The 25,158-nt window shown below is 72.7% G+C and carries 21 protein-coding genes; 6 read left to right on the forward strand and 15 right to left on the reverse strand.

The annotated features are described in order from the left end of the window. Nucleotides 1–80: 80 nt before the first annotated feature. Together ASE20_RS22915 and ASE20_RS22920 are read right to left on the reverse strand one after the other, a co-directional pair. Entirely contained in the window at nt 81–1,001 is a 921-nt protein-coding gene (locus ASE20_RS22915) for a diacylglycerol kinase family protein (RefSeq protein ID WP_056896914.1), read from the reverse strand. Beyond that, the gene (locus ASE20_RS22920; RefSeq protein ID WP_225869145.1) at nt 998–2,587 is read right to left on the reverse strand and encodes an FAD-binding oxidoreductase; all 1,590 of its coding nucleotides are present in this window, start codon (nt 2,585–2,587) and stop codon (nt 998–1,000) included. The genes ASE20_RS22915 and ASE20_RS22920 overlap by 4 nt, the downstream gene beginning before the upstream one ends. Before the next feature lie 17 nt (nt 2,588–2,604). On the opposite strand from ASE20_RS22920, the gene ASE20_RS22925 reads away from it, so the two are divergent. From ASE20_RS22925 to ASE20_RS22945, 5 genes are all read left to right on the forward strand, one after another. Next, nucleotides 2,605–3,189, forward strand: a complete 585-nt coding sequence (locus ASE20_RS22925) for a TetR/AcrR family transcriptional regulator (RefSeq protein ID WP_056896915.1) — start codon at nt 2,605–2,607, stop codon at nt 3,187–3,189. Then, complete coding sequence (locus tag ASE20_RS22930; RefSeq protein WP_056896916.1) at nt 3,186–4,802, forward strand: glycerol-3-phosphate dehydrogenase/oxidase; 1,617 nt, start codon at nt 3,186–3,188, stop codon at nt 4,800–4,802. The genes ASE20_RS22925 and ASE20_RS22930 overlap by 4 nt, the downstream gene beginning before the upstream one ends. A 135-nt stretch (nt 4,803–4,937) precedes the next feature. Then, complete coding sequence (locus ASE20_RS22935) at nt 4,938–5,945, forward strand: sigma-70 family RNA polymerase sigma factor (RefSeq protein ID WP_056896917.1); 1,008 nt, start codon at nt 4,938–4,940, stop codon at nt 5,943–5,945. Nucleotides 5,946–5,949: 4 nt separating this feature from the next. Further along, the gene (locus tag ASE20_RS22940; protein WP_056896918.1) at nt 5,950–6,528 is read left to right on the forward strand and encodes a TIGR03086 family metal-binding protein; all 579 of its coding nucleotides are present in this window, start codon (nt 5,950–5,952) and stop codon (nt 6,526–6,528) included. Between the two features lie 10 nt (nt 6,529–6,538). Continuing rightward, nucleotides 6,539–7,789 (forward strand): low temperature requirement protein A, encoded by a 1,251-nt coding sequence (locus ASE20_RS22945; RefSeq protein WP_056896919.1) that lies wholly within the window; start codon nt 6,539–6,541, stop codon nt 7,787–7,789. A 222-nt stretch (nt 7,790–8,011) separates the two neighbouring features. Here the strand turns inward: ASE20_RS22945 and ASE20_RS22950 are convergent, their stop codons facing one another. The 9 genes from ASE20_RS22950 to ASE20_RS22985 form a co-directional block, all read right to left on the reverse strand. After that, the gene (locus tag ASE20_RS22950) at nt 8,012–11,773 is read right to left on the reverse strand and encodes a helix-turn-helix domain-containing protein (RefSeq protein WP_056896920.1); all 3,762 of its coding nucleotides are present in this window, start codon (nt 11,771–11,773) and stop codon (nt 8,012–8,014) included. A 283-nt stretch (nt 11,774–12,056) separates the two neighbouring features. Next, on the reverse strand, nt 12,057–13,364 hold the full coding sequence (locus ASE20_RS22955; RefSeq protein ID WP_056897129.1) for an MFS transporter: 1,308 nt from the start codon (nt 13,362–13,364) through the stop codon (nt 12,057–12,059). Nucleotides 13,365–13,428: 64 nt separating this feature from the next. Continuing rightward, entirely contained in the window at nt 13,429–13,860 is a 432-nt protein-coding gene (locus tag ASE20_RS22960; RefSeq protein WP_056896921.1) for a TA system VapC family ribonuclease toxin, read from the reverse strand. After that, the gene (locus ASE20_RS22965) at nt 13,857–14,087 is read right to left on the reverse strand and encodes a hypothetical protein (RefSeq protein WP_056896922.1); all 231 of its coding nucleotides are present in this window, start codon (nt 14,085–14,087) and stop codon (nt 13,857–13,859) included. Before ASE20_RS22965 ends, ASE20_RS22960 begins: the two co-directional genes overlap by 4 nt. Nucleotides 14,088–14,105: 18 nt before the next feature. Then, entirely contained in the window at nt 14,106–14,243 is a 138-nt protein-coding gene (locus ASE20_RS24885; RefSeq protein WP_157538564.1) for a hypothetical protein, read from the reverse strand. Nucleotide 14,244: 1 nt separating this feature from the next. Next, nucleotides 14,245–15,714, reverse strand: coding sequence for an NAD-dependent succinate-semialdehyde dehydrogenase (locus ASE20_RS22970; RefSeq protein ID WP_056896923.1), 1,470 nt, complete (start codon nt 15,712–15,714; stop codon nt 14,245–14,247). Nucleotides 15,715–16,082: 368 nt separating this feature from the next. Beyond that, on the reverse strand, nt 16,083–17,996 hold the full coding sequence (locus ASE20_RS22975; protein ID WP_056896924.1) for a penicillin-binding transpeptidase domain-containing protein: 1,914 nt from the start codon (nt 17,994–17,996) through the stop codon (nt 16,083–16,085). A gap of 30 nt (nt 17,997–18,026) precedes the next feature. After that, complete coding sequence (locus ASE20_RS22980; protein WP_056896925.1) at nt 18,027–18,833, reverse strand: SGNH/GDSL hydrolase family protein; 807 nt, start codon at nt 18,831–18,833, stop codon at nt 18,027–18,029. A 64-nt stretch (nt 18,834–18,897) separates the two neighbouring features. Next, nucleotides 18,898–19,350 carry a MerR family transcriptional regulator gene (locus tag ASE20_RS22985; protein WP_056896926.1) on the reverse strand — a complete coding sequence of 151 codons (453 nt, stop codon included), beginning with the start codon at nt 19,348–19,350 and terminating at the stop codon, nt 18,898–18,900. Nucleotides 19,351–19,377: 27 nt separating this feature from the next. Between ASE20_RS22985 and ASE20_RS22990 the strand changes: the two genes are divergently transcribed. Then, nucleotides 19,378–20,301 (forward strand): NAD(P)/FAD-dependent oxidoreductase, encoded by a 924-nt coding sequence (locus ASE20_RS22990; RefSeq protein WP_056896927.1) that lies wholly within the window; start codon nt 19,378–19,380, stop codon nt 20,299–20,301. Nucleotides 20,302–20,502: 201 nt separating this feature from the next. On the opposite strand, the gene ASE20_RS22995 is transcribed toward ASE20_RS22990, so the two are convergent. From ASE20_RS22995 to ASE20_RS23010, 4 genes are all read right to left on the reverse strand, one after another. Beyond that, the gene (locus tag ASE20_RS22995) at nt 20,503–21,072 is read right to left on the reverse strand and encodes a transglycosylase SLT domain-containing protein (RefSeq protein ID WP_056896928.1); all 570 of its coding nucleotides are present in this window, start codon (nt 21,070–21,072) and stop codon (nt 20,503–20,505) included. A 16-nt stretch (nt 21,073–21,088) separates the two neighbouring features. Next, nucleotides 21,089–22,798 (reverse strand): DEAD/DEAH box helicase, encoded by a 1,710-nt coding sequence (locus ASE20_RS23000; protein ID WP_056896929.1) that lies wholly within the window; start codon nt 22,796–22,798, stop codon nt 21,089–21,091. A 64-nt stretch (nt 22,799–22,862) separates the two neighbouring features. After that, the gene (gene glmS, locus ASE20_RS23005) at nt 22,863–24,698 is read right to left on the reverse strand and encodes a glutamine--fructose-6-phosphate transaminase (isomerizing) (RefSeq protein ID WP_056896930.1); all 1,836 of its coding nucleotides are present in this window, start codon (nt 24,696–24,698) and stop codon (nt 22,863–22,865) included. A 110-nt stretch (nt 24,699–24,808) separates the two neighbouring features. Continuing rightward, nucleotides 24,809–25,072 (reverse strand): hypothetical protein, encoded by a 264-nt coding sequence (locus ASE20_RS23010; protein ID WP_056896931.1) that lies wholly within the window; start codon nt 25,070–25,072, stop codon nt 24,809–24,811. Between the last annotated feature and the right edge of the window lie 86 nt (nt 25,073–25,158).

Genomic DNA, 25,158 nt, shown 5'->3' on the forward strand with positions numbered 1-25,158 from the left:
CGTCCAAGCGTGAGTTTCCTCGTCCAAGCACGTGAGTTTCACCGGCCGGCCGGTGAAACTCACATCTGAGCTGTCGCCGCTCAGGCGATGATCCGCAGCGCTTCCGGCAACAGCTCGACCGTCAGCGGCGCACCCGAGGCGGGCAGCGGGGGGAGCGCCTCGCCGTCGGCGCCGACGGGGACGAGGCCGCCGCCTGCGTACGCCCCGGTCAACGTCACCCTGTGGCCGGTGTGGACCTTGACCTCGTCGAGGGCGACGTGGCCGCCGTCGTAGACCTTGGGCAGGGAGCGGATCAGGCCCGAGCGCGAGGCGGCCTCGATGACGATCACGTCGAGGAGGCCGTCGGAGACGGACGCGTCGGGCGCGATGGCCATGCCCTTGCCGTAGTAGCGCGAGTTCGCGACGACGACCGTTGCTGCGACGTGACGCGACGTGACGCCGTCGACCTCGAGGACGCAGTCCATCGGCCGGTACGTCGCCAGGGCGCGGACCGCGGCGACGGGGTACTGCAGCTTCGAGGGCAGCCAGTGGGAGCGGTCGACGATCTCGCCGGCGCGGGCGTCGACGCCGGCGTAGACGGAGCCGGCGACGACGTGCGTCGTACCGTCGCCCGACGTCGCGCGGAGCAGGTCGACCCGGCGTTCGGCTCCCTCGAGCAGCAGTGCGGCCTGCTCGGCCGTCGTGTGCGGGACGCCGAGCATCCGGGCGAAGTCGTTGCCCCGCCCCGCCGGTACGACGGCCAGCACCCCGTCGCGTGCGGCGACCGCACCGGCGACGGACGACAGCATCCCGTCGCCGCCGACCGCCACGACGACGGCGCCGGAGGCCACCGCGGCGTCCACCAGGGCGGGCGTCTCCGCGACCGAGGTCGTGTAGGTCACCTCGACCGTGGCACCGGCCTCGCGCAGCGCGCGGGTCAGCGGGACGACGACCTTCGGCGCGGCCCCGCCGCCCGAGCTCGGGTTGACGAGGAAGGCGAACGAGCGGGAAGCGACGCTCACGGGACCAGCACCCCCGGGTTGAGGATGCCGGTCGGGTCGACCGCCCGCTTGACCGCGCGCAGCACGGTGGCGCCGAGGTCGCCGATCTCGGCGGTGAGGTACGGCTTGTGGTCGGTTCCGACCGCGTGGTGGTGGGTGATCGAGGCGCCCGCGGCGACGATCGCCTCGCACGCCGCGGCCTTCGCGGGGAGCCAGGCGGCGAGCGGGTCCTCGCCGCCCGGGGCGGCGACGGTGAAGTAGAGGGAGCAGCCGGTGGCGTACACGTGCGACACGTGGCAGAGCACCATCGCGCCCGGCAGCGCGGCCTCGAGCGCGGCCTTCACGCGCGCGTAGAGGTTCTCGCGGTTGCTCCAGAAGGTGACCGTCTCGAGGGTCTCCACGAGGACGCCGTTGTCGAGCAGGCTGTCGCGCAGGTACGGCGCGTTGAACCGCCCGTGCGCCCAGGCCTCGCCCGGCCCGGTCCCCTGCGGCGCACCGCCGAGGGCGGTCAGCGCGGCGGTGACGGCGGCCTTCTTGGCGGCGACCGCGGCGGGCGTGCCCTCGTAGCCGACGATCATCAGGCAGTCGGGGTTCCCCTCCCCTCCGATCGCCTCCGGGTCGGCGAGGTTGATCGCGGTCTCGTTCTCGTCCGAGAGCCGGAGGACGGTCGGCAGCAGGTCGGACTGCGCGAGCGCGCGCATCGCGTCGGCGCCCGCGGCGAAGGACGACCAGCGCCAGCCCTCGTACTCCTTGACCTCCGGCAGCGGGCGGACCCGCACGGTGACCTCGGTGATCACGCCGAAGGCGCCCTCGGAGCCGAGGAAGAGCTCGCGCAGGTCGGGGCCGGAGGCGTTGGCGGGCGAGGCGCCGAGCCGGACCTCGCCGACCGGCGTGGCGACGCGCAGCGCGACGACCATCGCGTCGAACCGGCCGTAGCCGGCGCTCGACTGACCGCTGGAGCGGGTGGCGGCGAAGCCGCCGATGGTGGCGTACTCGAACGACTGCGGGAAGTGGCCGAGCATCAGGCCGTGGGCTGCGAGCAGCGCCTCGGCCTCGGGGCCGCGCAGGCCCGGCTCGAGGGTGGCGGTCGACGAGACCGGGTCGAGGGCGAGCAGCCCCCGCATCCGGCCGAGGTCGAGGGAGAGGATGCCGGCGAGGCCCGCCGGGTCGGCGACCAGGCCGCCGGTGACCGCCGTACCGCCGCCGAAGGGGACGACGGCGACCCGGTTCTCCTGCGCCCAGGCCAGGACGGCGACGACGTCGTCGTGCCCGCCCGGCCGGACGACGGCGTCCGGGGCGTCGCCGAGGTCGCCGCGGCGCTGCCGGAGCAGGTCGGGCGTCGACTTGCCGCGGGTGCGCAGGCGGCGCACCTCGTCGTCGGTGACGACGTTCTCCTCGCCGAGCAGCGCGCGCAGCCCGTCGACCTGCGCCGCGGAGAGCCGGGACGCCGGCACCACGACGTCCGCCAGGGCCGGGGTGTCCGCGATCGGGAACACCAGGCCGACGAGGTCGCGGACGCCGTCCGGCAGGCCGGACGCGAGGGCCGGGTCGCCCCACCGGGTGGCGGGCATCTCGGGCTGCAGGGCGGTGGGGTGCTCGGTCGTCATGTGTTACAGTGTGACACATGACGTCACATCGTCACAACCATGATCCGCGCGACGGCTACCTCGACGCCGCTCGCGAGTGCATCCTCGACGTCGGCTGGCGTCGTACGACGCTCACCGAGGTCGCCCGGCGGGCGGGGGTCTCGCGGATGACGATCTACCGCGCGTGGTCCGACATGCCGGCCCTCCTGGCCGACCTGATGACCCGCGAGTGGACCGGCCTGGTCACCGGGCAGGTCGACCTCTCCGGCGAGCCGACGCCGGTCCGGGTCGCCGACGCGATGACCGGATGCGTCGAGGCACTGCGCGACAACGAGCTGTTCACGCGGATCGTCGAGCTCGACCCCGAGCTGATCCTGCCGTACCTCCTGGCCCGCCGCGGCCGCTCGCAGGAGCTGGTCATCGGCGTCCTCGCGGCCGCGGTCACCGAGGGTCAGCGCCTCGGCACCGTCCGCGACGGCAACGCCGTCACCATCGCCCGCGGCCTGGTCCTCGCGGCCCACGGCTTCGTCCTCTCGGCCCACACGATGCTCGACGACGCTGTGGACACCGCAGCCCTCGACGCCGAGCTCCACCACCTCATCGTCCGGAGCCTCCAGCCATGAGCAACAGGATCACCGCCGGCCTCGTCGGCGCACCCACCGACGTCGACGTCGTCGTGGTCGGCCTCGGCGTCACCGGCGCCGGCGTCGCGCTCGACGCCGTCTCCCGCGGCCTCACCGTGCTGGCCGTCGACGCCCACGACCTGGCGTTCGGTACGTCGCGCTTCTCCTCGAAGCTGGTCCACGGCGGCCTGCGCTACCTCGCCTCCGGCCAGGTCGCCATCGCCCACGAGAGCGCCGTCGAGCGCGGCATCCTGATGGAGACCACCGCGCCGCACCTCACCCGTCCGATGCCGTCGCTGATCCCGCTCGCCGCCGGCGTCAGCAGGCCGATGGGCGCGCTCGCGGGCGCCGGCTTCCTCGGCGGCGACCTGCTCCGTCGCGCCGCGCGCACCAGCGCCGACACCCTCCCTCGGCCGCGCCGGCTGACCGCCGCCGAGACCCGTCGGCTCGCGCCGCCGCTGCGTGCCGACGGCCTCCGGGGTGGCCACCTGGGCTGGGACGGCCAGCTCGAGGACGACGCGCGCCTGGTCACCACCATCGCCCGTACGGCGGCCGACCGCGGCGCCGCGGTCCACACCCACGCTCGCGTCCTCTCAGCCACCGGGGTTTCGAGGCTCGCTGGCGCTCGCACCTCAACCACCGAGTTTTCCGTGGAACTGCGCGACGAGCTGACCGGCGAAACCCTCGACGTCACCTGCCGGACGGTCGTCAACGCGGCCGGCGTGTGGGCGGGCGACCTGGTCGACGACGTCCGCCTGCGCCCCTCGCGCGGCACCCACCTCGTGCTCCGCGCCGAGGCCCTGCCCCAGCTGTCCGTCGCCGTGTTCGCGCCCATCCCCGGCGAGACCAACCGCTTCGTGCTCGTGCTTCCCCAGCCCGACGGCCCGTTCTACGTCGGCCTGACCGACGAGCCCGTCGACGGCCCGATCCCCGACGTCGCCGAGCCGACCGAGGTCGAGATCGGCTTCCTGCTCGACGTCGTGTCGGCGTCCTTCGCCCGTCCGCTGCGCCGCTCGGACGTGGTCGGCGCCTTCGCCGGCCTGCGCCCGCTGCTCGACACGTCGTCGGGCGGCGACGACTCCACCGCGGACCTGTCCCGCAAGCACGCCGTCCTCACCTCACGCACCGGCGTCATCACCATCGTCGGCGGCAAGCTGACGACCTACCGCCGCATGGCCGAGGACGCGGTCGACGCCGCGGTCGCCTCCGCCGGGCTGGCCGCCGGGCCGTGCGTGACGGCCTCGCTGCCCCTGGCCGGTGCCGCGCCCCGATCCGCCCTGGCCGAGGAGGCCGCCCGCGCGTCCTCGCCCGGGCACGCCCGCCTCATCCGCCGGTACGGCGCCGACGCCGGGCTGGTCCTCGCCGCGTCCGTCGACGCCACCGGCTGGACCGAGGACGAGCTGCTCGCCACCATCCACCCCGACCTGTCCACCGTGTGGGCCGAGCTCTTCTTCGGCATCACCCACGAGGGCGCCGCCGACGTGGCGGACCTGCTCGACCGTCGTACCCGGATCGGGTTGGTGCCCGCCGACCGCGAGCTCGCCGTCGCTGCCGCCGAGGCGGCGCTGGAGTGCTGCAGGAATCCCCGCCGGAGCGGGGAATCCGACGCTTAGTGGCCGTTGCAACGGCCACCAAGCGCAAGAATCCCCTCCTAGGCGGGGATTCCTGCAGCAAGCGTCGATGAGTTTTCGCAGGCGCCCCGGTCCACCCATCAGGCACACTGGCCAGACACGGGGGCAGCGATGGGAATGACGGTGACCGAAGCGACCACGACGCACACGACGGCGAGCGACGAGCTGGCCGACTTCGACACCCTCACGGGGCGCTACCAGCGTGAGCTGATGGCGCACTGCTACCGGATGAGCGGGTCGGTGCACGAGGCGGAGGACCTGGTGCAGGAGACCTTCCTGCGCGCGTGGAAGGCGTCGGCGAGCTTCCAGGGGCGGAGCTCGGTGCGCACCTGGCTCTACAAGATCGCCACCAACGTCTGCCTGACCAACCTGGAGGCCAAGCCGCGCCGGCCGCTCCCGACCGGGCTCGGCACGGCCGACTCGGCGCCGTCCGACGAGCTGCTCGAGGACCACGAGGTCCCGTGGCTGGAGCCGATCCCGGACGCCGCGGTCGAGGTCGCCGAGCGCGACACGATCCGGCTGGCGTTCGTCGCCGCGCTCCAGCACCTCCCGGCGCGCCAGCGTGCGGTGCTGATCCTGCGCGACGTGCTGCGCTGGTCGGCGGCCGAGACCGCGACCGCGCTCGACACCACGACCGCCGCGGTGAACTCCGCGCTGCAGCGTGCGCACGCCCAGCTCGCGGAGCGGGGCCTGACGCCCGACACCGTCGAGGCCGACCTCGACCCGGCGCAGCGCACGCTCCTCGACGCCTACCTGCAGGCGTTCTGGCGCAAGGACATCGAGCAGATCGTCCAGCTCCTCAAGTACGACGCCACCTGGGACATGCCGCCGTTCCTCAACCACTTCCGCGGCTGCGACGCGATCGGCGAGCTGATCGGCACCAAGTGCCCCGGCGGTACCAACGACATGCCGATGATCGAGACGGTCGCCAACGGCCAGCCGGCGTTCGGCCTCTACATGCGCCAGCCCGACGGCCACTTCGAGCCCTTCCACCTGCAGGTGCTGCAGATGACCGGCTCCGGCGACGGCCTGCGGGTCGAGCACGTGACGGCGTTCTTCGACGCCCGGCTGTTCGCCCGGTTCGGCCTGCCCGAGCGGCTGCCGGCCGACTACGTCCCGGCCTGATCCGATGAGCGCCGAGCCCGCACCCGCCGGACTCGTCGCGGGGCTCGACCTGTTGCAGCGCGCGCTCGACTACACCCGCGCCGCCCTCGACACGATCACCTGCGCCGACGTCGACCGCCCCACCCCGTGCGCGGGGTGGAGCCTCGCCGACCTGCTCGCCCACATGGAGGACGCCCTCGACGCCTTCGCCGAGGCCGCGGGCGGCGCGGTCGGCCTGAGCAGTGCCGCGCCCTCCCCCCTCGAGCAGCGGGTCCAGCGCCTGCAGCTCAAGGCGTGCGGACTGCTGACCGCGTGGATGTCGGCGACCTCGCCGGTCGTCGACGTCGCCGGGCACCCGCTGCCCGTCGACGCGGTCGCGCGGATCGCCGCCCTCGAGATCACCGTCCACGGCTGGGACGTCGGCCGTACGACGGGTCGCGGTGGTCCGATCCCCGAGCGGCTGGCCGCCGAGCTTCTCCCGTCGGCACTCCAGGTCGCGCTCAGCGACGACCCACGCTTCGGCCTCCCCGTCCCCGTCCCTGTGGACGCCCCTGCCGGGGTGCACGTGCTGGCATTGCTCGGACGGACCGCCACCAACTCCTAGACTGCGGCCCATGTCGGAGACGCACGCTCCCACCGTCCGCCACCGCACCCGCCGGATGCTCGGCCGCGACCCGCACGAGCCGGGGCGGGCGTCGACCCCGCTGGAGCTGCTGTTCGACCTGACCTTCGTCGTCGCCTTCGGTACGGCGGCCAACGAGCTCGCCCACGCACTCGCGGCCGACCACATCGGCTCCGGGATCGCCGCCTTCGCGTTCGCGACCTTCGGCGTCAGCTGGGCGTGGATCAACTTCACGTGGTTCGCGTCGGCGTACGACACCGACGACTGGGTCTACCGGCTCACGACGATGCTGCAGATGGTCGGCGTGCTGATCTTCGCGCTCGGCATCCACCCGATGTTCACGTCCGTCACCGAGCACGGCGAGACGCTCGACAACGACGTCATCGTGTGGGGCTACGTCGTGATGCGCGTCGCGATGCTGTTCCAGTGGTGGCGTGCCGCGCGGCACGATCCGGGCCGCGGGACGGCGTGCCGCACCTACATCCTGTCGATCGGGGTGGCGCAGGTGCTGTGGTGCGCCCTCGCCCTCCTCGACTTCTCGGTGGCCACGACCTTCGCCCTCATCCTGGTCCCCCTGCTGGTCGAGGTCGCCGGGCCGGCGTACGCCGAGCTGCGACGCGGCGGCACCCCGTGGCACGCCCACCACATCGCCGAGCGCTACGGCCTGATGGTCATCATCACCCTCGGCGAGGGGATGATCGGCACGATGGCCGCGATCAACGTGCTGGCCGAGGACGGGCTCAGCGTCGAGATCGCGGTGTTCACCCTCGCGGGCACGGCGCTGACCTTCGGCATCTGGTGGAGCTACTTCGTCGTACCGACCGGCGAGATCCTGCACGTGCGGCGCAACCGCTCCTTCGGTTTCGGGTACGGCGCCATCGTCCTGTTCGGCACGATCGTCGCCATCGGCGCGGGCCTCCACGTCGCCGCCTACTACCTCGACCACCACAGCAAGCTGCACCTGACGGGGACCGTGCTGACGGTCGTCGTGCCGGTGGCGCTGTTCCTGGCCGTGTTCTACGCCGGCTACTCGTGGTTGACCGCCTCGTTCGACACCTTCCACCTGGTCCTGCTGGCGACCACGGTTGTGTTCCTGGTGGTGCCGGTGCTGATGGCCCAGGCCGACGTCGAGCTGGTGTGGTGCCTGCTGATGCTGTCGGCCGCGCCGTGGGTGACGGTGGTGGGCTACGAGACCGTCGGGTACCGGCACAACGCCGAGGTGCTCGAAACCCTCGAAGGCTGACGGCGGGCGGGGCGCGGACGAAGGCGGCCGGCCCGAGCCTCCCCCCAGAGGACACGAACCGGCCGCTCATCCGGTCGGCGGGAGCCGCCCCACACGTCTCGCGCCAGCACCCATCCAACGGGAGCGACGGGGCGCGGACACGGCCCGCCCGCAGGCCCGGACATAGTCCGGACAAGTCCGGACAACCGTCGTACAGGGTTCGGGTCGCGGGAGAACCGCAGGTCAGGAGCCCTTTCCCGGCGCCGCGCACGGATCGGCGTGCTCGACGCCCGGCAGCAGGCGCTCCCACTCCTCGTCCGTGACGGGACTGCCCGTGACCGCGCAGATCCGCTCGCCGGCACCGTCCGCCCCGGTGGCCCAGGTGCCGATCACGCCGTCCAGGCCGGTCGCGACGAGCGTACGGCCGTCGGGCGACCAGACGACGCCCACGGCCCCGGCACCGAGGTTCGCGAGCTCGGCGTCGGCCGTGAGGTCGCCGTCGCGGACGGTCCACATCCAGACCCGTCCGTCCTGCGACGCCGCCGCCAGCCGAGCGCCGTCGGCCGACCACGCGACGTTGAACACCGTGCCCGAGGGCCCCTTGACCGGCTCGCCGACCGGCTGCGGATCGGTGGCGTCCTCGATGTCCCACACCCGGACCGTGCGGTCGGCACCGCCGGCGGCGACGTACCGGCCGTCGGGGCTGAACGCCGAGCCGTAGACGTAGTTGTCGAACTCCAGGCTGGCCACCTCCTTGCGGTCGGCGAGGGTGAACAGGTGGAGCCGGTTGTCGGCGCCACCCACCGCGAGCAGGGTGCCGTCGGGGCTGAAGCTGACGCCCATGGCGAGCGAGTCGATCTTCACCCGGCCCACCCGGCGAGGTACGGCGGGCGCCGGGTCGAACAACGTGACCGTCCCGTCGTCCGAGGCGACCGCCACCCGGGTCGAGTCCGGCGACACGCTCGTCGCCTCGATCAGCTGGCTCGCGGCCGGCACCACCACCGGGGCGTCCCGCTGGCCGTCGGTCCGCCACACCGCGACCTTGCCGGCCTCCGTGCCGCCGACCAGGAAGCGGCCGTCGGGGGACGCCGACGCCGAGCCGTCCAGGCTCCCCGCCGACGCGGGTGCGGTGAACGCCTCCGGCTCGACGACCGGTCGGGTCGGGTCGGCGAGGTCGACCGCCCGCAGGGACGGGTCCGCGGCACCGACGCCGACGTAGACCGTGGTGCCGGAGGCCGGCCGCATCAGGTTCCAGACCGTGTCGCCGAGCCGCTGCGGCTGCGGGCCCGCGGTCGGCAGGAGCCGCACGGTCCCGTCGATGGCCGCGGTGACGATGGTGGAGCCGGCGTCGGCGTACCCGACGGCGCCGACGTTGGCCGGGATCGGGATGTCCAGCTCGACCTGCCAGTCGCGGGTGCGCCAGGTCTGGATCTTGGCGCCCGAGCCGCCCGCGAGCAGCCGCGAGCCGTCGGGGGAGAACTCGAGGTCGTTGACCCACGACGTGAACCCACCCAGGGTGCGCACCGGGTCGGCGGACCCGTCGACGTCGAAGACCCGGACCGCGGCGTCCTTGCTGCCACTCACCACCGTGCGGCCGTCGGGAGAGAAGGCGACCGACGTGAGCTGGCTGTCGGACACGGCGGTGAAGCGACGCACCTCGGCCAGCCGGTCGCCGGCGGCCGGGCGCCACAGGCTGACCGCGCCGTCGGTGCCCGCGACGGCGATGAGTCCGGAGCGCGAGGTGGTGACGTCGTGGACGACGCCCATGGCCGGGATGCGCGGCAGCGGCACGAGGCGCGTGCCGTCCACCCGCCACCGCAGCAGCCCGATGCCCGACGCGGCGTACAGCACGCCGTGGTCGAGCAGCACGGCCTGCACCCCCGTCGGGGCCCCGTCGACCTTCGGCGTCGCGACCGACACCAACAGCGAGGGGTGGGCGGGGTCGCGGACGTCGAGCAGCGCGACGGTGCCGCCCGAGCCCGCCGCGGCCAGCCGCTCCCCCGTCGCGTCGTACGACGCCGCGAAGAGCTGGCCCTCGTCGACCTGGACCCGGGAGACCTGCTCCGGCGCGTGCCCGGCCGTGCGGGCGTACAGACGCACCGCCCCGTCGGCGCCGGCGACCGCGAGCTGCGAGCCGTCGGGCGACGCGACCGCCCTGCTGGGTCCTTCCGGACCGAGCAGCCGGCTGGGCAACCGCTCGCCGGTGGACTCGAGGACCGCGGAGCGCGCCTCGCGCGTCGGGTTGATCCGGTACGCCGCCAGCGCGAGCCGCGCCGCGAGGGCCGGCTCGGACGCGCGGACCAGCGTCGCCTTCGTGGCGACCTGGCGCGACAGTGCCTCGGCCCGCGCGGTCTCGGCCACCGAGCGCGCGGCGTCGGCGTCGGCCCGCGCGCCGTTGAGGTGGACCGACAGGACCGTCGCGACGAGGGCGAGCACGAGTGCGCTGATCGCCAGCACTACGAGACCGCTGCGCTGACGGCGCCGGCGGGCCGCAGCCGCTCCGGCCGCGGCGATGCTCTCGCCGACGAAGGCGCGCTCGGCGCCGGACAGCTCGCGCAACCGGGTCTCCGGCAGGTCGCGGACCACGTGCAGCAGCGGACCTCGCAGCAGCGTGTCCGGACCACGGCCGTGCTCCTCCCACAGCGCCATCGCCTGGCCGACGCGGTGCCGGAGCGACAGGTACTCGCGGTCGTCGCTGACCCAGCCGCGCAGCCGAGGCCACGCGACGAGGACCACCTCGTGGCTGATCTCGTAGCCGGTCTCGGTCGCGGTCAGGATCCGCTGGGCCACGAACGACTCGGCCGCGCGCAGCAGCGCGTCGTCGTCGGACAGGTCCTCCGCCACCACCGGCCGCCGGACCGCGACGCCCTCCGCGTCGACCAGCACCAGCCGCCCGAACAACCGTCGGGCCGCCTCCCGGCCGCTCGCGTCGAGCGCGGTGTACGCCTCCTCCGCCGAGCGCTGGACGGCACCCCGCACGCCGCCCGACGCGACGTATGTCGAGGTGGTGAGGCCCTCGCGTCCGGCGTTCTCCCACGCGACCAGCAGGGCGTGCGACAGCAGCGGCAGCGTCGCCGGGTCGTCGAGGACACCGCGCGGGGCGAGGTCCTGCGCGACGAGGTCGACGACCTCGGGGCCGATCGCGCGACCGACCCGCTGGGCCGGCTCCGCCACCACGCGGCGGAGCACGTCGAGGTCGAGCGCGCCCACGAGGAGCTGGCGGCGTCGTACCAGGGGCGAGAGGCCGGGCTCGCTGAGCGCCCGGTCGACGAAGTCGGCGCGCAGGCCCAGGGCCACCACGGTCCGCGGGCACGCCGCGAGCCGGTCGGTCTCGCCGACGATCCGTTCGCGCTCGGCCGCGGTGAACCGCTCGGTCAGCACCTGCTCGAGCTGGTCGATCACGACCAGTCGCGGCGGCGCGCCCTCGGCGGGCGGGGCCAAGAGGTCGGCAGGGAGGTCGAGCAGGTCCGCCGGCATCAACGTGCGGGCCTCGACCCCGGCCGCCTGCTCCGATCCGAGCAGCCCGGCCTGGAGCAGCGAGGACTTGCCGCTGCCCGACGGTCCGATCACGGCGACGGCGGTCGGGCCCTCCTCGTCGACCAGTGCAGCGAACATCGCCCACAGCTGCTCGACCTCGTGCTCGCGGCCGACGTAGAGGGCCGCGTCCTCCACGCGGTAGCTCTCCAGCCCGCGGTACGGCGCCGCCGCCTCCCGCCGCGGCCCCGGCACCCGTCGCAGCCGGACCAGTGCCTCGTGCCAGGCCGGCACGTCGGCCTCGGCCACGCCGAGCACGGTCAGCAGCGCCGTGAAGGGCGCAGGCTGGGTCGGGGGAGGCAGGTGTCGGCCGCTGAAGTAGCCACCGACGGTCGCGACCGGGATCCCCGTCGTACGAGCGACGTCACGGACCGTGAGCCCCAGGCCGGTGCGGAGCCGGGTCAGGGCCTCCGCGAGGTCGCCGGGCGAGCCCAGCCCCGCCGGATCGATGCGGTCCTGCGGGTCCGTCATGTCGCGCCTCCCCCATGCTCACTGCGAACGTCGCCGCACAGCATGGCGGAGCGCACCGGCCCCCGTCCGGCTCTCCATCGCTTCCGCTAGATGAGTAAGTCCAAGGGATCGTGCGCTGAGCGTCGCTCGGCGCCGCGCCGGCAAGGCGCAGGCAAGGCGCAGGCGCGAAGGCATGCTGGGCGCACGTCGAGCGTCTGCAACGCCGCCGGCGTGGATGCTGAGCGGGGCTCGGTGTTCGAGACCTTGGACTTACTCATCGAGGCGGGGGCTTCCGCCTCCCGGCTCAGTCCCGCAGGGGGTGCGCGCGCTCGTCCTCCGGCAGCCGCGCGGCCACGATCGCGACCGCCGCGGTCACCCCGGGGACGATCGCTGCGATCGCGAAGGTCGCCCGCAGCCCGATCAGCTCGGCCACGGGTCCCGCGATCGCCATCGAGATCGGCATCAGGCTGACCGAGACGAAGAAGTCGAGCGAGGCGACCCGGCCGAGCAGCTCGGGCGGCACCCGGCGCTGGAGCAGGGTGCCCCAGATGACCATGGGCGCGGAGAAGAGGACGCCGATCACGAAGGCGGCCGCCGCGACCTGCCAGACCGCTGTCGCGTAGCCGATCACGAGGAAGGGCAGGCAGCCCACGCCCCACATCAGGTTCATCCAGGTGAGGTAGCGCCGCGGCATCGGGAGCGACCCGGTCACCAACGAGCCGATCGCGCCGCCGATGCCGAAGCACGCCATCACGATCGCGTGGTCGCCCGGCCCGCCGCCGAGCCGGTCCTTGATCAGGAAGGGCACCAGCACGTCGAGCGGGCCCATCATGACCAGCACCATGATCGAGGCGAAGAGCAGCGTCGCCAGCAGCCACGGTGTCCGCACCATGTAGGCGAAGCCCTCGCGCATGTCGGCCAGCACGGCCCGCACCGGGTGGGCGTCGGCGCCGGGGTCGGGCGTCGCGATCTCACGCCGTACGGCGGTGAGCGGGACCATCGCCAGCACCAGCAGCCCGGCGAGGTAGGCCACCGCGGCCACCGTGATCGCCGCCGAGGACGACGCCGCCCCCACGACCGCGCCCGCGACCGCCGGGCCGAGCGCCTGGCCGATCGTCGGACGGACCATGCCCTCGAAGCCGTTGACCGCCAGCAGGTCCTCCTCGGGCACCAGCGCCGGCAGCCAGGCGGAGTAGGCGGGGTAGTAGAACGCCATCGCCGTACCGGCGGTGAACGCCACCGCCGCGAGGTGCCACAGCTGCGCGACGTCGGCGAAGGACAGCACCGCGACCAGCGCGACCCCGAGGAGCTCGACGGTCGTCGTCGCGAGCAGGATCAGCTTCTGCGGGACCCGGTCGGCGACCACCCCGCCGAGCAGCGCGGGCAGCAGCACCCCGACCGCGCCGGCGGTGCTGACCACGGACAGCGCGCTCGCGCTGCCCCCGATCCGGATCACCTCCCAGACCAGCGCGACCACCCACACGCCACCGCCGAAGCTGGTCAGCACCAGCGCCGCCCCGAGCCAGCGGTACGACGCGTGCCGGAACGGCGTGAACGCGCGCGGCACCCGGCGCGGACGCGTCGGCGGGAGCGGGGCGAGCTGGTCGGTCATGAGGTCCTCCAGTGTGAAGGGGAGGACCGACACCGGCGACCGATTTCATCGTCGGCCGGCAGGCTCAGAGAACCACGAGGTGCTCCGGGGTCGCGCCAGGAACGGCGGACAAGGGGATGCCGTCATCGAAGGTGACGAAGCGTCCGCCGCGCGCGACGGCCAGGGCCAGGAGGTAGAGGTCGGTCAGCTGGCCGGGGCCGTGCACCCGATCTGATCGGACGGTGCCGGGGTCGAGGATCGAGACCTCGTCGGGCCAGAACTCGTGGTGCTCGGTCTCGGCAGCCTCGCCGAGCAGAGCGATCGCGCGCCCCGGCGGGACCGCGTTGGGGTACCGCGGCTGGCTGATGATCCGCACGAAGCCGTTCTGTGTGAGTGGGCACGACGCCCACCCCTCGGCGATGTTGGCGCCGAGCCACTCCCATGCGCGCCGGTGGTCGGCGTGGGCGGCGTCGAAGAGCGCCAGGAGCACGTTGACGTCGAGGAGCCCCCTGCTCACACGCCGAGCTCTTCACGCATGTCGTCGATCAGCGCGTTCGTGACCACGGCGCCGGTCGAGGGCAGCGGGCGGAAGCCGTAGTCGGCACGCAGGGTCTCGGCGCCGCCGGAGTTGAGGGCCGCCCGAGCGAGCTCGGACAGGACAGCCCCCGCCGAGCGCTTCTCGCGGCGCGCACGTTCCTTGACGGCGAGGAGCACGTCGTCATCGACATCGAGCGTGGTGCGCATGCATCTGATGCTACCGCATCACCGCACGGTGCCCAGCGGTACCGAGGTCGGCTCGCCGAGGCCGACCAGCACCCGGGTGACCAGCACCTGGGCGACCAGGCCGGCCAGGAGGAAGGTCGCCGCGACCACCTCGGCGCACCGCGCAGCCCTGTTCACGTCAGGAGACCGGCAGGGCGACGTACGTCGTGTCGAGGTACTCCTCGATGCCCTCGAAGCCACCCTCGCGCCCGAACCCGCTCGCCTTCACCCCACCGAAGGGTGCGGCCGGGTTGGAGACCAGGCCGGTGTTGATGCCGAGCATGCCGGTCTCGAGGCGCTCGGCCAGCCGGATGGTGCGGGCCAGGTCGCGGGTGTAGGCGTAGGCGGCGAGGCCGTACTCCGTGGCGTTGGCCAGCGCGATCGCGTCGTCCTCGGAGGTGAACGTCGTGATCGGCGCGACCGGGCCGAAGGTCTCCTTGGTGACCGCGTCCGCCTCCGCCGGTACGTCGACCAGCACCGTCGGCTCGTAGAAGTACCCGCTGCCGGAGGGAGCCGAGCCGCCCGTGAGCACCCGGGCGCCACGCGCGACGGCGTCGGCCACCGTCGCGGACACCGAGGCCACGGCCTTCTCGTCGATGAGCGGACCCACCTGCACGCCCACGTCCTGGCCGCGTCCGACGCGCAGGCCGCCCATCCGCTCGGCGAGCTTGGCACCGAACTCCTCGGCGACCGACGCCTCGACGAGGAACCGGTTGGCCGAGGTGCAGGCCTCGCCCATGTTGCGCATCTTGGCGATCATCGCGCCGTCGACGGCGGCGTCGAGGTCGGCGTCGGCGAACACGAGGAACGGCGCGTTGCCGCCGAGCTCCATCGACACCCGCTGCAGCTCGCCGGCGGACTGCTCCACGATCTTCTTGCCGACCGAGGTGGACCCGGTGAAGCTCACCTTCCGCAGCCGCGGGTCGGCCTGCAGGGTGCTGCTCAGCCCGCCGGAGTCGCTGGTGGTCACGATGTTGAGGACGCCCGCGGGCAGGCCGGCCTCGGCGAGCAGGACGCCGAGCAGCAGCATGGTCAGCGGGGTCTGGGCGGCCGGCTTCACGACCATCGTGCAGCCCGCGGCGATCGCCGGGCCGATCTTGCGGGTGCCCATCGCGAGCGGGAAGTTCCACGGGGTGATGAACAGGCACGGACCGACCGGCTTGCGCACCGTCAGCAGGCGGCTGCCGCCCGCCGGGTTGTGCATCCAGCGGCCGTGGATGCGCACCGCCTCCTCGGAGAACCAGCGCAGGAACTCCGCGCCATAGGTCACCTCGCCCTTCGCCTCGGCGATCGGCTTGCCCATCTCGAGGCTCATCACCAGCGCGAGGTCGTCGGCGTGCCGGGTCACCAGGTCGAACGCCCGGCGCAGGATCTCGGCCCGCTCCCGCGGCGGCGTCGCTGCCCAGTCGGCCTGGGCGGCGACGGCAGCATCGAGCGCCGCGCGGGCGTCGTCGAGCGTGCCGTCGGCGACGTCGGTGAGCACCGAGCCGTCCGCCGGGTCGATGACGTCGATCCGGCCGCCTCCGCCGCCGGGCACCCACTGGCCGCCGACGTACAGCTGGCGGTGCGACTCCGGGAGCAGGTGGCCGAGGCGTTCGCGGAAGGTCATGGACACACTCTGGCACGGCGATCGTCGTACGCAACGGGCTCTGGTTTCCGAACGCGCGCCGGGCGCCCGCCGCGTGCTTGTAACTCGGTGTTCGGGACTTCCACCACGGTGTCCTGCCCAGTCAGGAGACCGTGGCAGTGCCCCCGAACACCGAGTTACAAGTGATGCAGAGGGCCGGTGAAAAAGGAGCGAGCCCCTCATCGCATGGGGTCGACGAGGGGCTCTTGTCGTTTCCGGTGCTCCCTCCGAAGGACGACTCGTCCACGATAGCGCGGCCGTGGCGCGGGTCAAGGGGACCTCGACGAAGATCCTCCGGTCGGACGACAGAACCGGGACCAAGGTCCCGGGTGGCCGTGGTCAGTCCGGGCTCATCGAGCGCCGCGGAGGAACTCCTCGAGCAGCGGTCCGGCGGTGCGCGAGCCCGACTGGCCGGTCTGCACGAACACCGCGACGGCGAGGTCGCCCTGGGCCGCGATCATCCAGGCGTGGGTACGCACGGTGCCGCCGTCGGCGTACTCGGCGGTGCCGGTCTTCGCGATCACCGGGCCACCCGGGAGGTCGGCGAGGCCGCGGCCGCTGCCGTCGGTCACGACCCGGCGCAGCAGCGCCTTGAGCTGGCGGGCCTCGGCCGCGGTGAGCGGCTTGGCCGCGGCGGGGACGGAGACGTCGATACCGCCCACCAGGTGCGGTACGACGGTCCTGCCCGCCTGCACGCTCGCGATCACCGTCGCCATGGCCATCGGCGAGGCCAGGACCTTGCCCTGGCCGATCAGGTCGGCGGCGGCCTCGGTCTCGCCGGACGGCTTCGGGACCTCGCCGAAGTAGGCGGGGAACCCGAGGTCGTGGTCGATGCCCAGGCCCAGGCTGGCGGCCGCAGCGGCGAGGTCTCCGTCGCGGACCTTGCCGCGGGCGTTGATCAGCGCGGTGTTGCAGGACTGGGCGATCGCCTCCTGCAGCGGGATCGTGCCGATCGAGGAGGACGGGTAGTCGGAGTAGTTCTTGAACCGCTTGCCGTTGACCGTGGTCGTCGGGGTGCACTCGACCTGCGAGGTCGGCTCCAGCCCGGCCCGCAACAGGGCCAGGGAGGTGACCGACTTGAAGGTGGAGCCGGGCGCGAACTGGCCGTAGGTGGCGTAGTTCTGGCCGTCCGTGCCGGCGCCGTTGGCGGCCGCGAGGATGCTGCCGTCGCTCGGGCGGATCGCGACCAGTGCGCTGGCCGGTCCGACACCGTCGAGGACCCGCTCGGCCAGGCTCTGCAGCCGTCGGTCGAGGGTCAGCGCGAGCGGTTTCCCGGCGACGGGCTCCTGCACGTAGAGCTCGCGGTCGTCGGCGCCCTGGTCGCCGGGGACGGCGCGCACGATCCGGCCGGGGGTGCCACGAAGCTGCTCGTCGTAGCGCGCCTGCAGGCCGGAGACCCCGGCGACGTCGCCCGGCTGGTAGGCCTCGGGGTCCTTCTCCACCATCTCAGCGGTGACCGGACCGACCCGGCCGAGGATCGGCGCGGCGAAGTCGCGGGTGGGCGCGAGCGCGAGCTCGGCGTCGATCTGGCGCGCACCGGTGATCGAGGGGATCCGCGACCGGACGGCGCCCGGCACGTCGCCGGCCCGGTAGGTGATCGCCTCGACGAACGCCTTCGCGCCGGCGCCCTTGACTGCCTTGACGTAGGACGCCACGTCGATGTCGACGAGCTCGGCCAACGCCTTCGCCGACGCCGGTGCCCTGGCCGCACCGACCAGGGTGCGGTCGATGCCCACCCGCACCACCGGTCGAGCGGTGACCAGCTCGGCGCCGCCCGCACCGGTGATGTCGCCGCGGGTGGTGGGCTCGCTGGTGACCTCGAGCCGGTCGCCGTCGATGAGGCTCGGCTCGACCACGCTCGGGGCCCAGGCCACCGTCCAGGCGGCATCGGTGTGCGCGAGATCGACCGTGGTGTCGTAGGTCCAGGGATCGGCGTCGTCCGCGACGGGCCACGACCAGGTGAGGGTCGCCGTCTCCGCCTCGGTGTCGACATCGGCGACGGAGACCTTCGGCACCAAGCCGTCCATTCCGTCGATGATCTTCGTGTACTCCGCGAGGACCATCTCGCCGTCGGTGCCCGTGAAGGGCTCATCGGCGAACAGTGCCTTGTCGGCACTGCCGTCCGCGGCGCCCATCAGCGCGTCGGCCACGGATTGCACCGCTGCCCGCGCCTCACCTTCGTCATCGCCCGAGCAGGCCGCGAGGCCGAACACCGGGAGGAGCAGGACCAGGCCCGTTTTCAAGGCTGCCGAGAGACGCCGCATGCAGCCGTTCTACCAGTCGGGTCCGTGCGATCAGCCGACCAGCAGGCCCTGCACCAGCGGCTTGTAGCCGGACGAGTGGCCCAGCTTGTTGGGGTGGTAGCTCTCGCTGATCGGGTTCGACAGCCCGTTGAGCCACTCCACGTCGTCGCACACCGCGTGCGTGACGAAGCGCGAGGTCGGGTTCGCCCACTTGAAGCCCTTCGCGCTCGCCGCGGCGGACAGCTTGCTGTTGAGCAGGTCGGCGGTGGCGTTGAGCCGGGTCTCCTCGGCGGGCGAGAAGAAGGTGGCCGCGTTGCAGTCCTCGCCCATGAACAGGCGCGGGTAGCCCACGATCACGACGACGGCGTTGGGCGCCTTGCTCTTGATGGAGGCGAACAGCGTGCTGAGCCGGCCGGGCAGGGTGTTGTTGATGAACGACTGCGCGGTGTTGACCGACCCGTCGCAGTCCGACATCCAGCCGGGCTGCGCACACTCGGTGATCACGCTGGTGAAGCCGGCGTCGTTGCCGCCGACCGAGAGCGTGACGTAGTCGGTCGCCGTGCTCAGCGCGCTCAGCTGGCTGCTCGTGACAGTGCTCGTGGTGGCGCCCGAGCAGGCCTTGAAGGTCAGGGCGTAGGCCCGAGCCGTCGCGACCAGCTTGGGATAGGCGTAGGTCGACCGCTGGCAGCTCGTGCCGTCGTCGATGTAGCTGCGCGTGCCGACGCCCGAGGAGTACGAGTCCCCGAGGGCGACGTAGACGGGCGAGGCCGCATGGGCCGGTGGGACGGCGACCAGGCCGACGATGGCGGCGGAGAGCACGGAGCCGAGGGAGAGGAGCAGGCGCAGCGACCGGGACATGGGGGCCACCTTCGGGGAGCGTGGGGTGTGATGCAGGTCACTCCATCACGAAATCCCGGCAGCGTCACCTGTGCCCGGATGAATGCGGATCGGACAGCGGGAGGCCGCGCGTGGTCCCCTCGACGATGTCCTCCACGTGGGCCTGGAAGCCGGGGCAGGCGGTGATGTCGTGGGCCCGGCACTCGAGCGCGTGGTTGGTCATGTGGCGCGACCGCTCGATCTCGGCCTGCCGCCGGTCGAGCTCGACCAGGTGCGCGCGCAACGCGTCCCGACGACCCTCCGCCGACGCGTCGACCAGGGTGCGGATCTGGTCGAGGCTCATCCCGGAGGCCTTGCTGACGAGGATGGTCGCGACGCGGTAGGCGTCGACCTCGCCGTACACGCGCCGGCCGGCGGAGTCGCGGTCGGGATGCAGCAGCCCGCAGTCCTCCCAGTACCGCAGCACGTGCGTCTCCAGGTCGAACCGGTCGGCCAGGTCGCCGATGGACCAGCGGACGTCACGAGGGCTTGACTTCATGTCAACATGAAGCCACATCGTGGAGCAATGGACAACACCAGCACCTACGACGTCGCGGTCATCGGCGCCGGCTCCGCCGGCCTCCAGGCCGCCCAGACCCTCGGCCGGATGCACCAGCGGACCCTCGTCCTCGGCACCGACCGCTACCGCAACGACCCGACCGGCCACATGCACAACTTCCTCGGCCACGACGGCGCCCCGCCCGCCGAGCTGCGCACCGCCGGTCGCAAGGACGCCGAGGCCTACGACGACGTGACCTTCCGCGACGCCGAGGTCACCCGCATCTCCGGCAGCCTCGGCGCCTTCGTCCTCGAGGTCGCCGGGGAGGAGTCGGTCCACGCGCGCCGCGTCCTGCTCGCCACCGGCGTCCGCGACACGCTGCCGTCGGTCCCCGGCATCGCCGGGGAGTTCGGCGACCTCATCGCCCACTGCCCGTTCTGCCACGGCCACGAGTACGCCGGCACCCGCGTCGGCGTCCTCGGCTCGGCACCGCACGTGGCCGCGATGGCCTCGATGCTCCGCCCGATCGCGGGCGACCTGGTGGTCCTCACCGACGGGGTCGCGCTCGAGTCTGCGACCGCCGAGAGCCTCGAGCGGCTCGGTGTCCCGGTCGAGCCGGCCCCGCTGGTCGCCGTACGACGGGAGGGGGACGGGCTGGTCGTCGAGCTGTCCGGCGCCGACCCGGTCGCGCTCGGCGGGATGATCGTGAAGACCGACTGGGCCCTGGCCACCCCGTTCGCCGAGCAGCTCGGCGTCGAGCTCTCCGAGGCCGGCGCGGTGCTCGTCGACGCCTTCGGCCGCACCAGCGTGCCCGGCGTCTTCGCCGCCGGCGACATGGCCCAGGGGCCGGGCCTGCCGATGCCGATGGCGTCCGTGCTCACGGCTGCCGCGGCCGGGATGGTCGCGGCGGCCGGGTGCGTCCAGGACGCCGCCCTCGAGCGGATCGCCTGACGGACCGATCGACAGCCGGCGAGCGCGGGAATCACGAACGCCGGAGCGGAGAGAGCGACGAAGGAGCGACCGGAGCGGAGGCGGGCGGGACTTTCCGCGTGCCGGCAGCCTTGCCGCCAGGCGGGCGGAACCCACCGCCGGACTCGACCGCGGCGCGGCAGCGCGGCGGAGCGCAGCGACGACGCGCTCGCGCCATCCAGCTCAGTACCAGCCGACCTTCTCCGAATGGGCCCAGGCCTTCTGAGGAGTGCCGTAGCGGGCGCCGATGTAGGCCAGCCCCCAGTTGATCTGGGTCTCCGGGTTGGTCCGCCAGTCGCTGCCGACGACGGCCATCTTGGTGCCGGGCAGCGACTGCGGGATGCCGTAGGCACCGGAGCTGGGGTTCTCGGCGAGGTGGTTCCAGCCGGACTCGCGCTGCCAGAGCGCGTCGAGGTAGCCCCACTGCTCGCGCGGGTAGCCGAACTCGATCATCAGCTGGTAGCCGAGCGCGCGGTTGGAGCCGCGGTCGACGTCGACCGGCACCTGCACGGGCGGCAGCCGCTTCGCGATCCGCTCGGCCCGGCGGGCGAGCTGGGCCATGATCTGCGCGTCCGGTACGTCGGCCCGCGCTCCCGAGCGCGACAGCTCCGGCGCCCGCTCGACCGGCGTGGCCGGGTCGGCGGCGGTCGGCGAGGCGTTCACCGACGACGGAGCGGACTCGGGCAGCGTCGTACCGCCGCACGCGGTCGCCACCAGCGCGACCGCGGCACACAGCACGGACCGACCCCCCATGGAGATCGAGGGTAGGTCAGTCGCGCGGCTTGCGCGACCGGTTCGGCGGGCCGTAGTCCTTCTGCAGCTCGATCAGCTTGCCGCTGATCCGGGTGTTCTTGAGCCGCTCCAGGGCGCCGTCGGGGAGGTTCGCGGGCAGCTCGACGACGGAGTAGTCCGGGCGGATCGTGATCTTGCCGAAGTCGCGACGGTCGAGGCCACCCTCGTTGGCGAGCGCGCCGACGATCTGGCGGGGCTCGACGCGGTGCCGCTTGCCGACCTGGATCTTGTAGGCCTGGAAGTTGCCGCCACCGCGCGGGGCGCGGTCGCGCGGACCACGGTCGCCGCGGTCTCCCCGGTCGCCACCGCGACGGTCGTCGCGGTCGTCGTAATCGCGGTGAGGACGACGTTCCGGCTCCTCCTCGAGCAGCAGCGGGGTGTCGCCCTGGAGCGCGATCGCCAGCGCGGCGGCGACATCGGCCTCCGGCACGTCGTGCTCGCGGATGTAGTGGCCGACCACGTCGCGGAAGAACTCGATCTGCGGGGACTCCAGCGCGGCGGTGATCAGGTCGTCGAAGCGCGCGAGCCGGGTCTCGTTGACGGCATCCACGCTGGGCAGCTGCATCTGCTCGAGGGTGGAGCGGGTGGCCTTCTCGATGTGCTTGAGGAGGTAGCGCTCGCGCGGGGTGATGAACGAGATCGCGTCGCCGCTGCGGCCGGCGCGGCCGGTGCGGCCGATCCGGTGCACGTAGGCCTCGGTGTCGGTGGGGATGTCGTAGTTGACGACGTGGCTGATCCGCTCGACGTCGAGGCCACGGGCCGCGACGTCGGTCGCCACGAGGATGTCGAGCTTGCCGGCCTTGAGCTGGTTGACCGTCCGCTCGCGCTGGGTCTGCTGCACGTCACCGCTGATCGCGGCGGCGCTGTAGCCGCGGGCGCGCAGCTTCTCGGCCAGCAGCTCGGTCTCGCTCTTGGTGCGGACGAAGACGATCATCCCCTCGAAGTTCTCGACCTCGAGGATGCGGGTGAGCGCGTCGACCTTCTGCGGGTAGCTGGAGATGAGGTAGCGCTGGCGGATGTTCTCGGCGGTCCGGGTCTTGCGCTCGATGGCGATCGAGACCGGGTCGTTGAGGTACTTCTGCGACAGCGTCTTGATCTGCTTGGGCATGGTCGCCGAGAACAGCGCGACCTGCTTGTCGCTGGGGGTGTCGGCGAGGATCGTCTCGACGTCCTCGGCGAAGCCCATGTTGAGCATCTCGTCGGCCTCGTCGAGGACGAGGAAGCGCAGCTCGGTGAGGTCGAGCGTGCCCTTCTCCAGGTGGTCCATGATCCGGCCGGGCGTGCCGACGACGATGTGGACACCACGACGCAGCGCGGACAGCTGCACGCCGTAGCCCTGGCCGCCGTAGACGGGCAGGACGCTGACGCCGCGCATGTTGGCGGCGTACTTCTCGAACGCCTCGCACACCTGCAGCGCGAGCTCACGGGTCGGCGCGAGCACCAGTGCCTGCGGCGTCTTCTGCGAGGTGTCGAGCTGGTCGAGGATCGGCAGCGCGAACGCGGCGGTCTTGCCCGTGCCGGTCTGCGCGAGACCCATCACGTCGCGTCCCGCGAGCAGGTGCGGGATGGTCTGCGCCTGGATCGCGGACGGCGATTCGTAGCCGACGTCCTTCAGCGACTTCAGGATGCGCTCGCCGAGGCCGAGGTCGGCAAAGGTGGTGGTCTCGGTCTCAGCTGTCTCGCTCACCCGTCAAGGGTAGTGGCGTGAGCCATTTCACGCCGGATCGTCGGCGCGGTGCCGTGCGTCACCCTCACTCGACGGTGACGGACTTCGCGAGGTTGCGGGGCTTGTCGATGTCGTGGCCGAGAGTCAGCGCGGCGTGGTAGGCCAGCACCTGCAGCGGCACCGTCAGCAGGATCGGGTCCAGCTCGCGCTCGTTCTTCGGTACGTCGATCCGCTCGACCTTGCCGGCCAGGTCGCCCAGGTCGACACCCGGGTGGGTGACGACGGTGAGCGGGCCGCCGCGAGCGGCGATCTCGTGCAGGGCCGCGACATTGCGCTCGACCAGCTCGTCGTCGGGGACGATCGCGACGGTCGGCACCGCGGTGGAGATCAGCGCGAGCGGACCGTGCTTGAGCTCGCTGGTCTGATAGGCCTCCGCGTGGCGGTAGCTGATCTCCTTGAACTTCTGCGCGCCCTCGCGCGCGACGGGAAAGCCACGCACGCGGCCGATGAAGAAGAGGCTCTCGGCCTCGGCGAGCGACTTGGCGACGACGGCGAGCTCCGGCTCCGCGGCGAGGATCTGCTCGATCTGGCCGGGGATCGCGGTGAGCCCGTTGATCAGGCGACGGCCGTCGGCGATGGAGAGGTCGCGGACCCGGCCGAGCTGGACGGCGAGCATCGCGAACGCCAGGTACATGTTCGTCAGCGCCTTGGTCGAGGCGACCGCGACCTCGGGACCGGCGTGCAGGTAGATGCCGCCGTCGACCTCGCGCGCGATCGCGGAGCCGACCACGTTGACCAGGCCGATCACGAAGCCGCCCTTGCGCTGGATCTCCTGGACCGCGAGCAGGGTGTCGATCGTCTCGCCGGACTGGCTCACGGCGACGTACAGCGTGTCGGGCTCGACGATCGGGTTGCGGTAACGGAACTCGCTCGCGGCCTCCGCGTCGGCGGGGATCCGGGCGAGCTCCTCGATCAGCGAGGCACCCATCTGGCCGACGTAGTACGCCGAGCCGCAGCCGAGGATCTTGATCCGCTTGACCGCGCGGAGCTCGCGGGCGTCCAGGTTGAGGCCGCCGAGGTGGCCGGTGCCGAACTTCTCGTCGAGGCGGCCACGGAGCACGGCCTCGGCCCGCGCGGGCTGCTCGAGCATCTCCTTGTGCATGAAGGACTCGTGGTCGCCGGCGTCGTAGGCCTCGGGGTCGATGTCGACCTCCTTGGCGCGGCGGTCGGTGGCGGCCAGGCCCGAGGCCTCGATCCGGTAGGTCTTGAAGCCGCCGGCGGTGACCGTGGCCATCTCGCCGTCGTCGAGGTGGGCGACCGTGGTGGTGTAGCGGACAACGGCGGCCAGGTCGGAGGCCACGTACATCTCGTGGTCGCCGACGCCGACGATCAGGGGGCTGCCGTTGCGGGCCACCACGATGCGGTCGGGGAAGTCGGCGTGCGCGACGGCGATGCCGTAGGTGCCGTCGATCCGGCCCAGCGCCTCGGCGGTGCGGGCCTCGAGGGTCTTGGCGGTGGAGAGGCCGATGAGGTGGGCGAGCACCTCGGTGTCGGTGTCCGAGCTGAGGGCGATGCCGGCGTCGGTCAGCTCGGCGCGCAGCGCGGAGGCGTTGTCGATGATGCCGTTGTGGACGACGGCGACGCGGCCGGACTCGTCGGTGTGCGGGTGCGCGTTGACGTCGTTGGCCGGGCCGTGGGTCGCCCACCGTGTGTGGCCGATGCCGATCTTGCCGCCGAAGCGCTTGGGCAGGCTCTCGCCCAGGTCACGCACCCGGCCGGCCTGCTTGGCGACCTTGACCCCGCTGCTGCCGACCACGGCGAGGCCGGCGGAGTCGTAGCCGCGGTGCTCGAGTCGGGTCAGGCCCTCGAGGAGGAGGGGGGCGGCCTGCTGGCCCCCGATGTATCCGACGATCCCGCACATGTTGCTGTCCTTTCGACACTGACTCGGGTCTCGACACGACGGTCGCGGCTTCGTTCCTCAGCCGCGCGTCTCGCTCGACCACCATCAGCGGGTCCGCTGGCGCGTCCCCGCTATCCGTAGATCATCCGGCGCAGCTGGCGCTCGGACAGTTCGGGCGCGGCCACCACGTGGCCGCGCAGCTCCTCCTTGAGGAGCGCGAAGATGTCGGCGTTCTTGCTGCCGTAGGTCTTCAGCTCCGCGTGACGCCGTCGCACCCATGCCTCGACGGGCTCGTCGTGGAAGGACAGCACGTCCTCCACCAACCGCCGCGCCTCCGCCGGGCTCAACCCACTGCTCTCCTCCACGTGGCGGAGGAGCTGCGGGTCGACGTGCACAGCAGTGAGCCTGCAGTCAGAACCGCGGAAACTCAAGTTCTTGCCCGATATCGGGCAGGAACGACGTGCTCTCCACGGCGGGTAGG

Source organism: Nocardioides sp. Root240, from assembly GCF_001428825.1.
Classification (GTDB): Bacteria; Actinomycetota; Actinomycetes; order Propionibacteriales; family Nocardioidaceae; genus Nocardioides.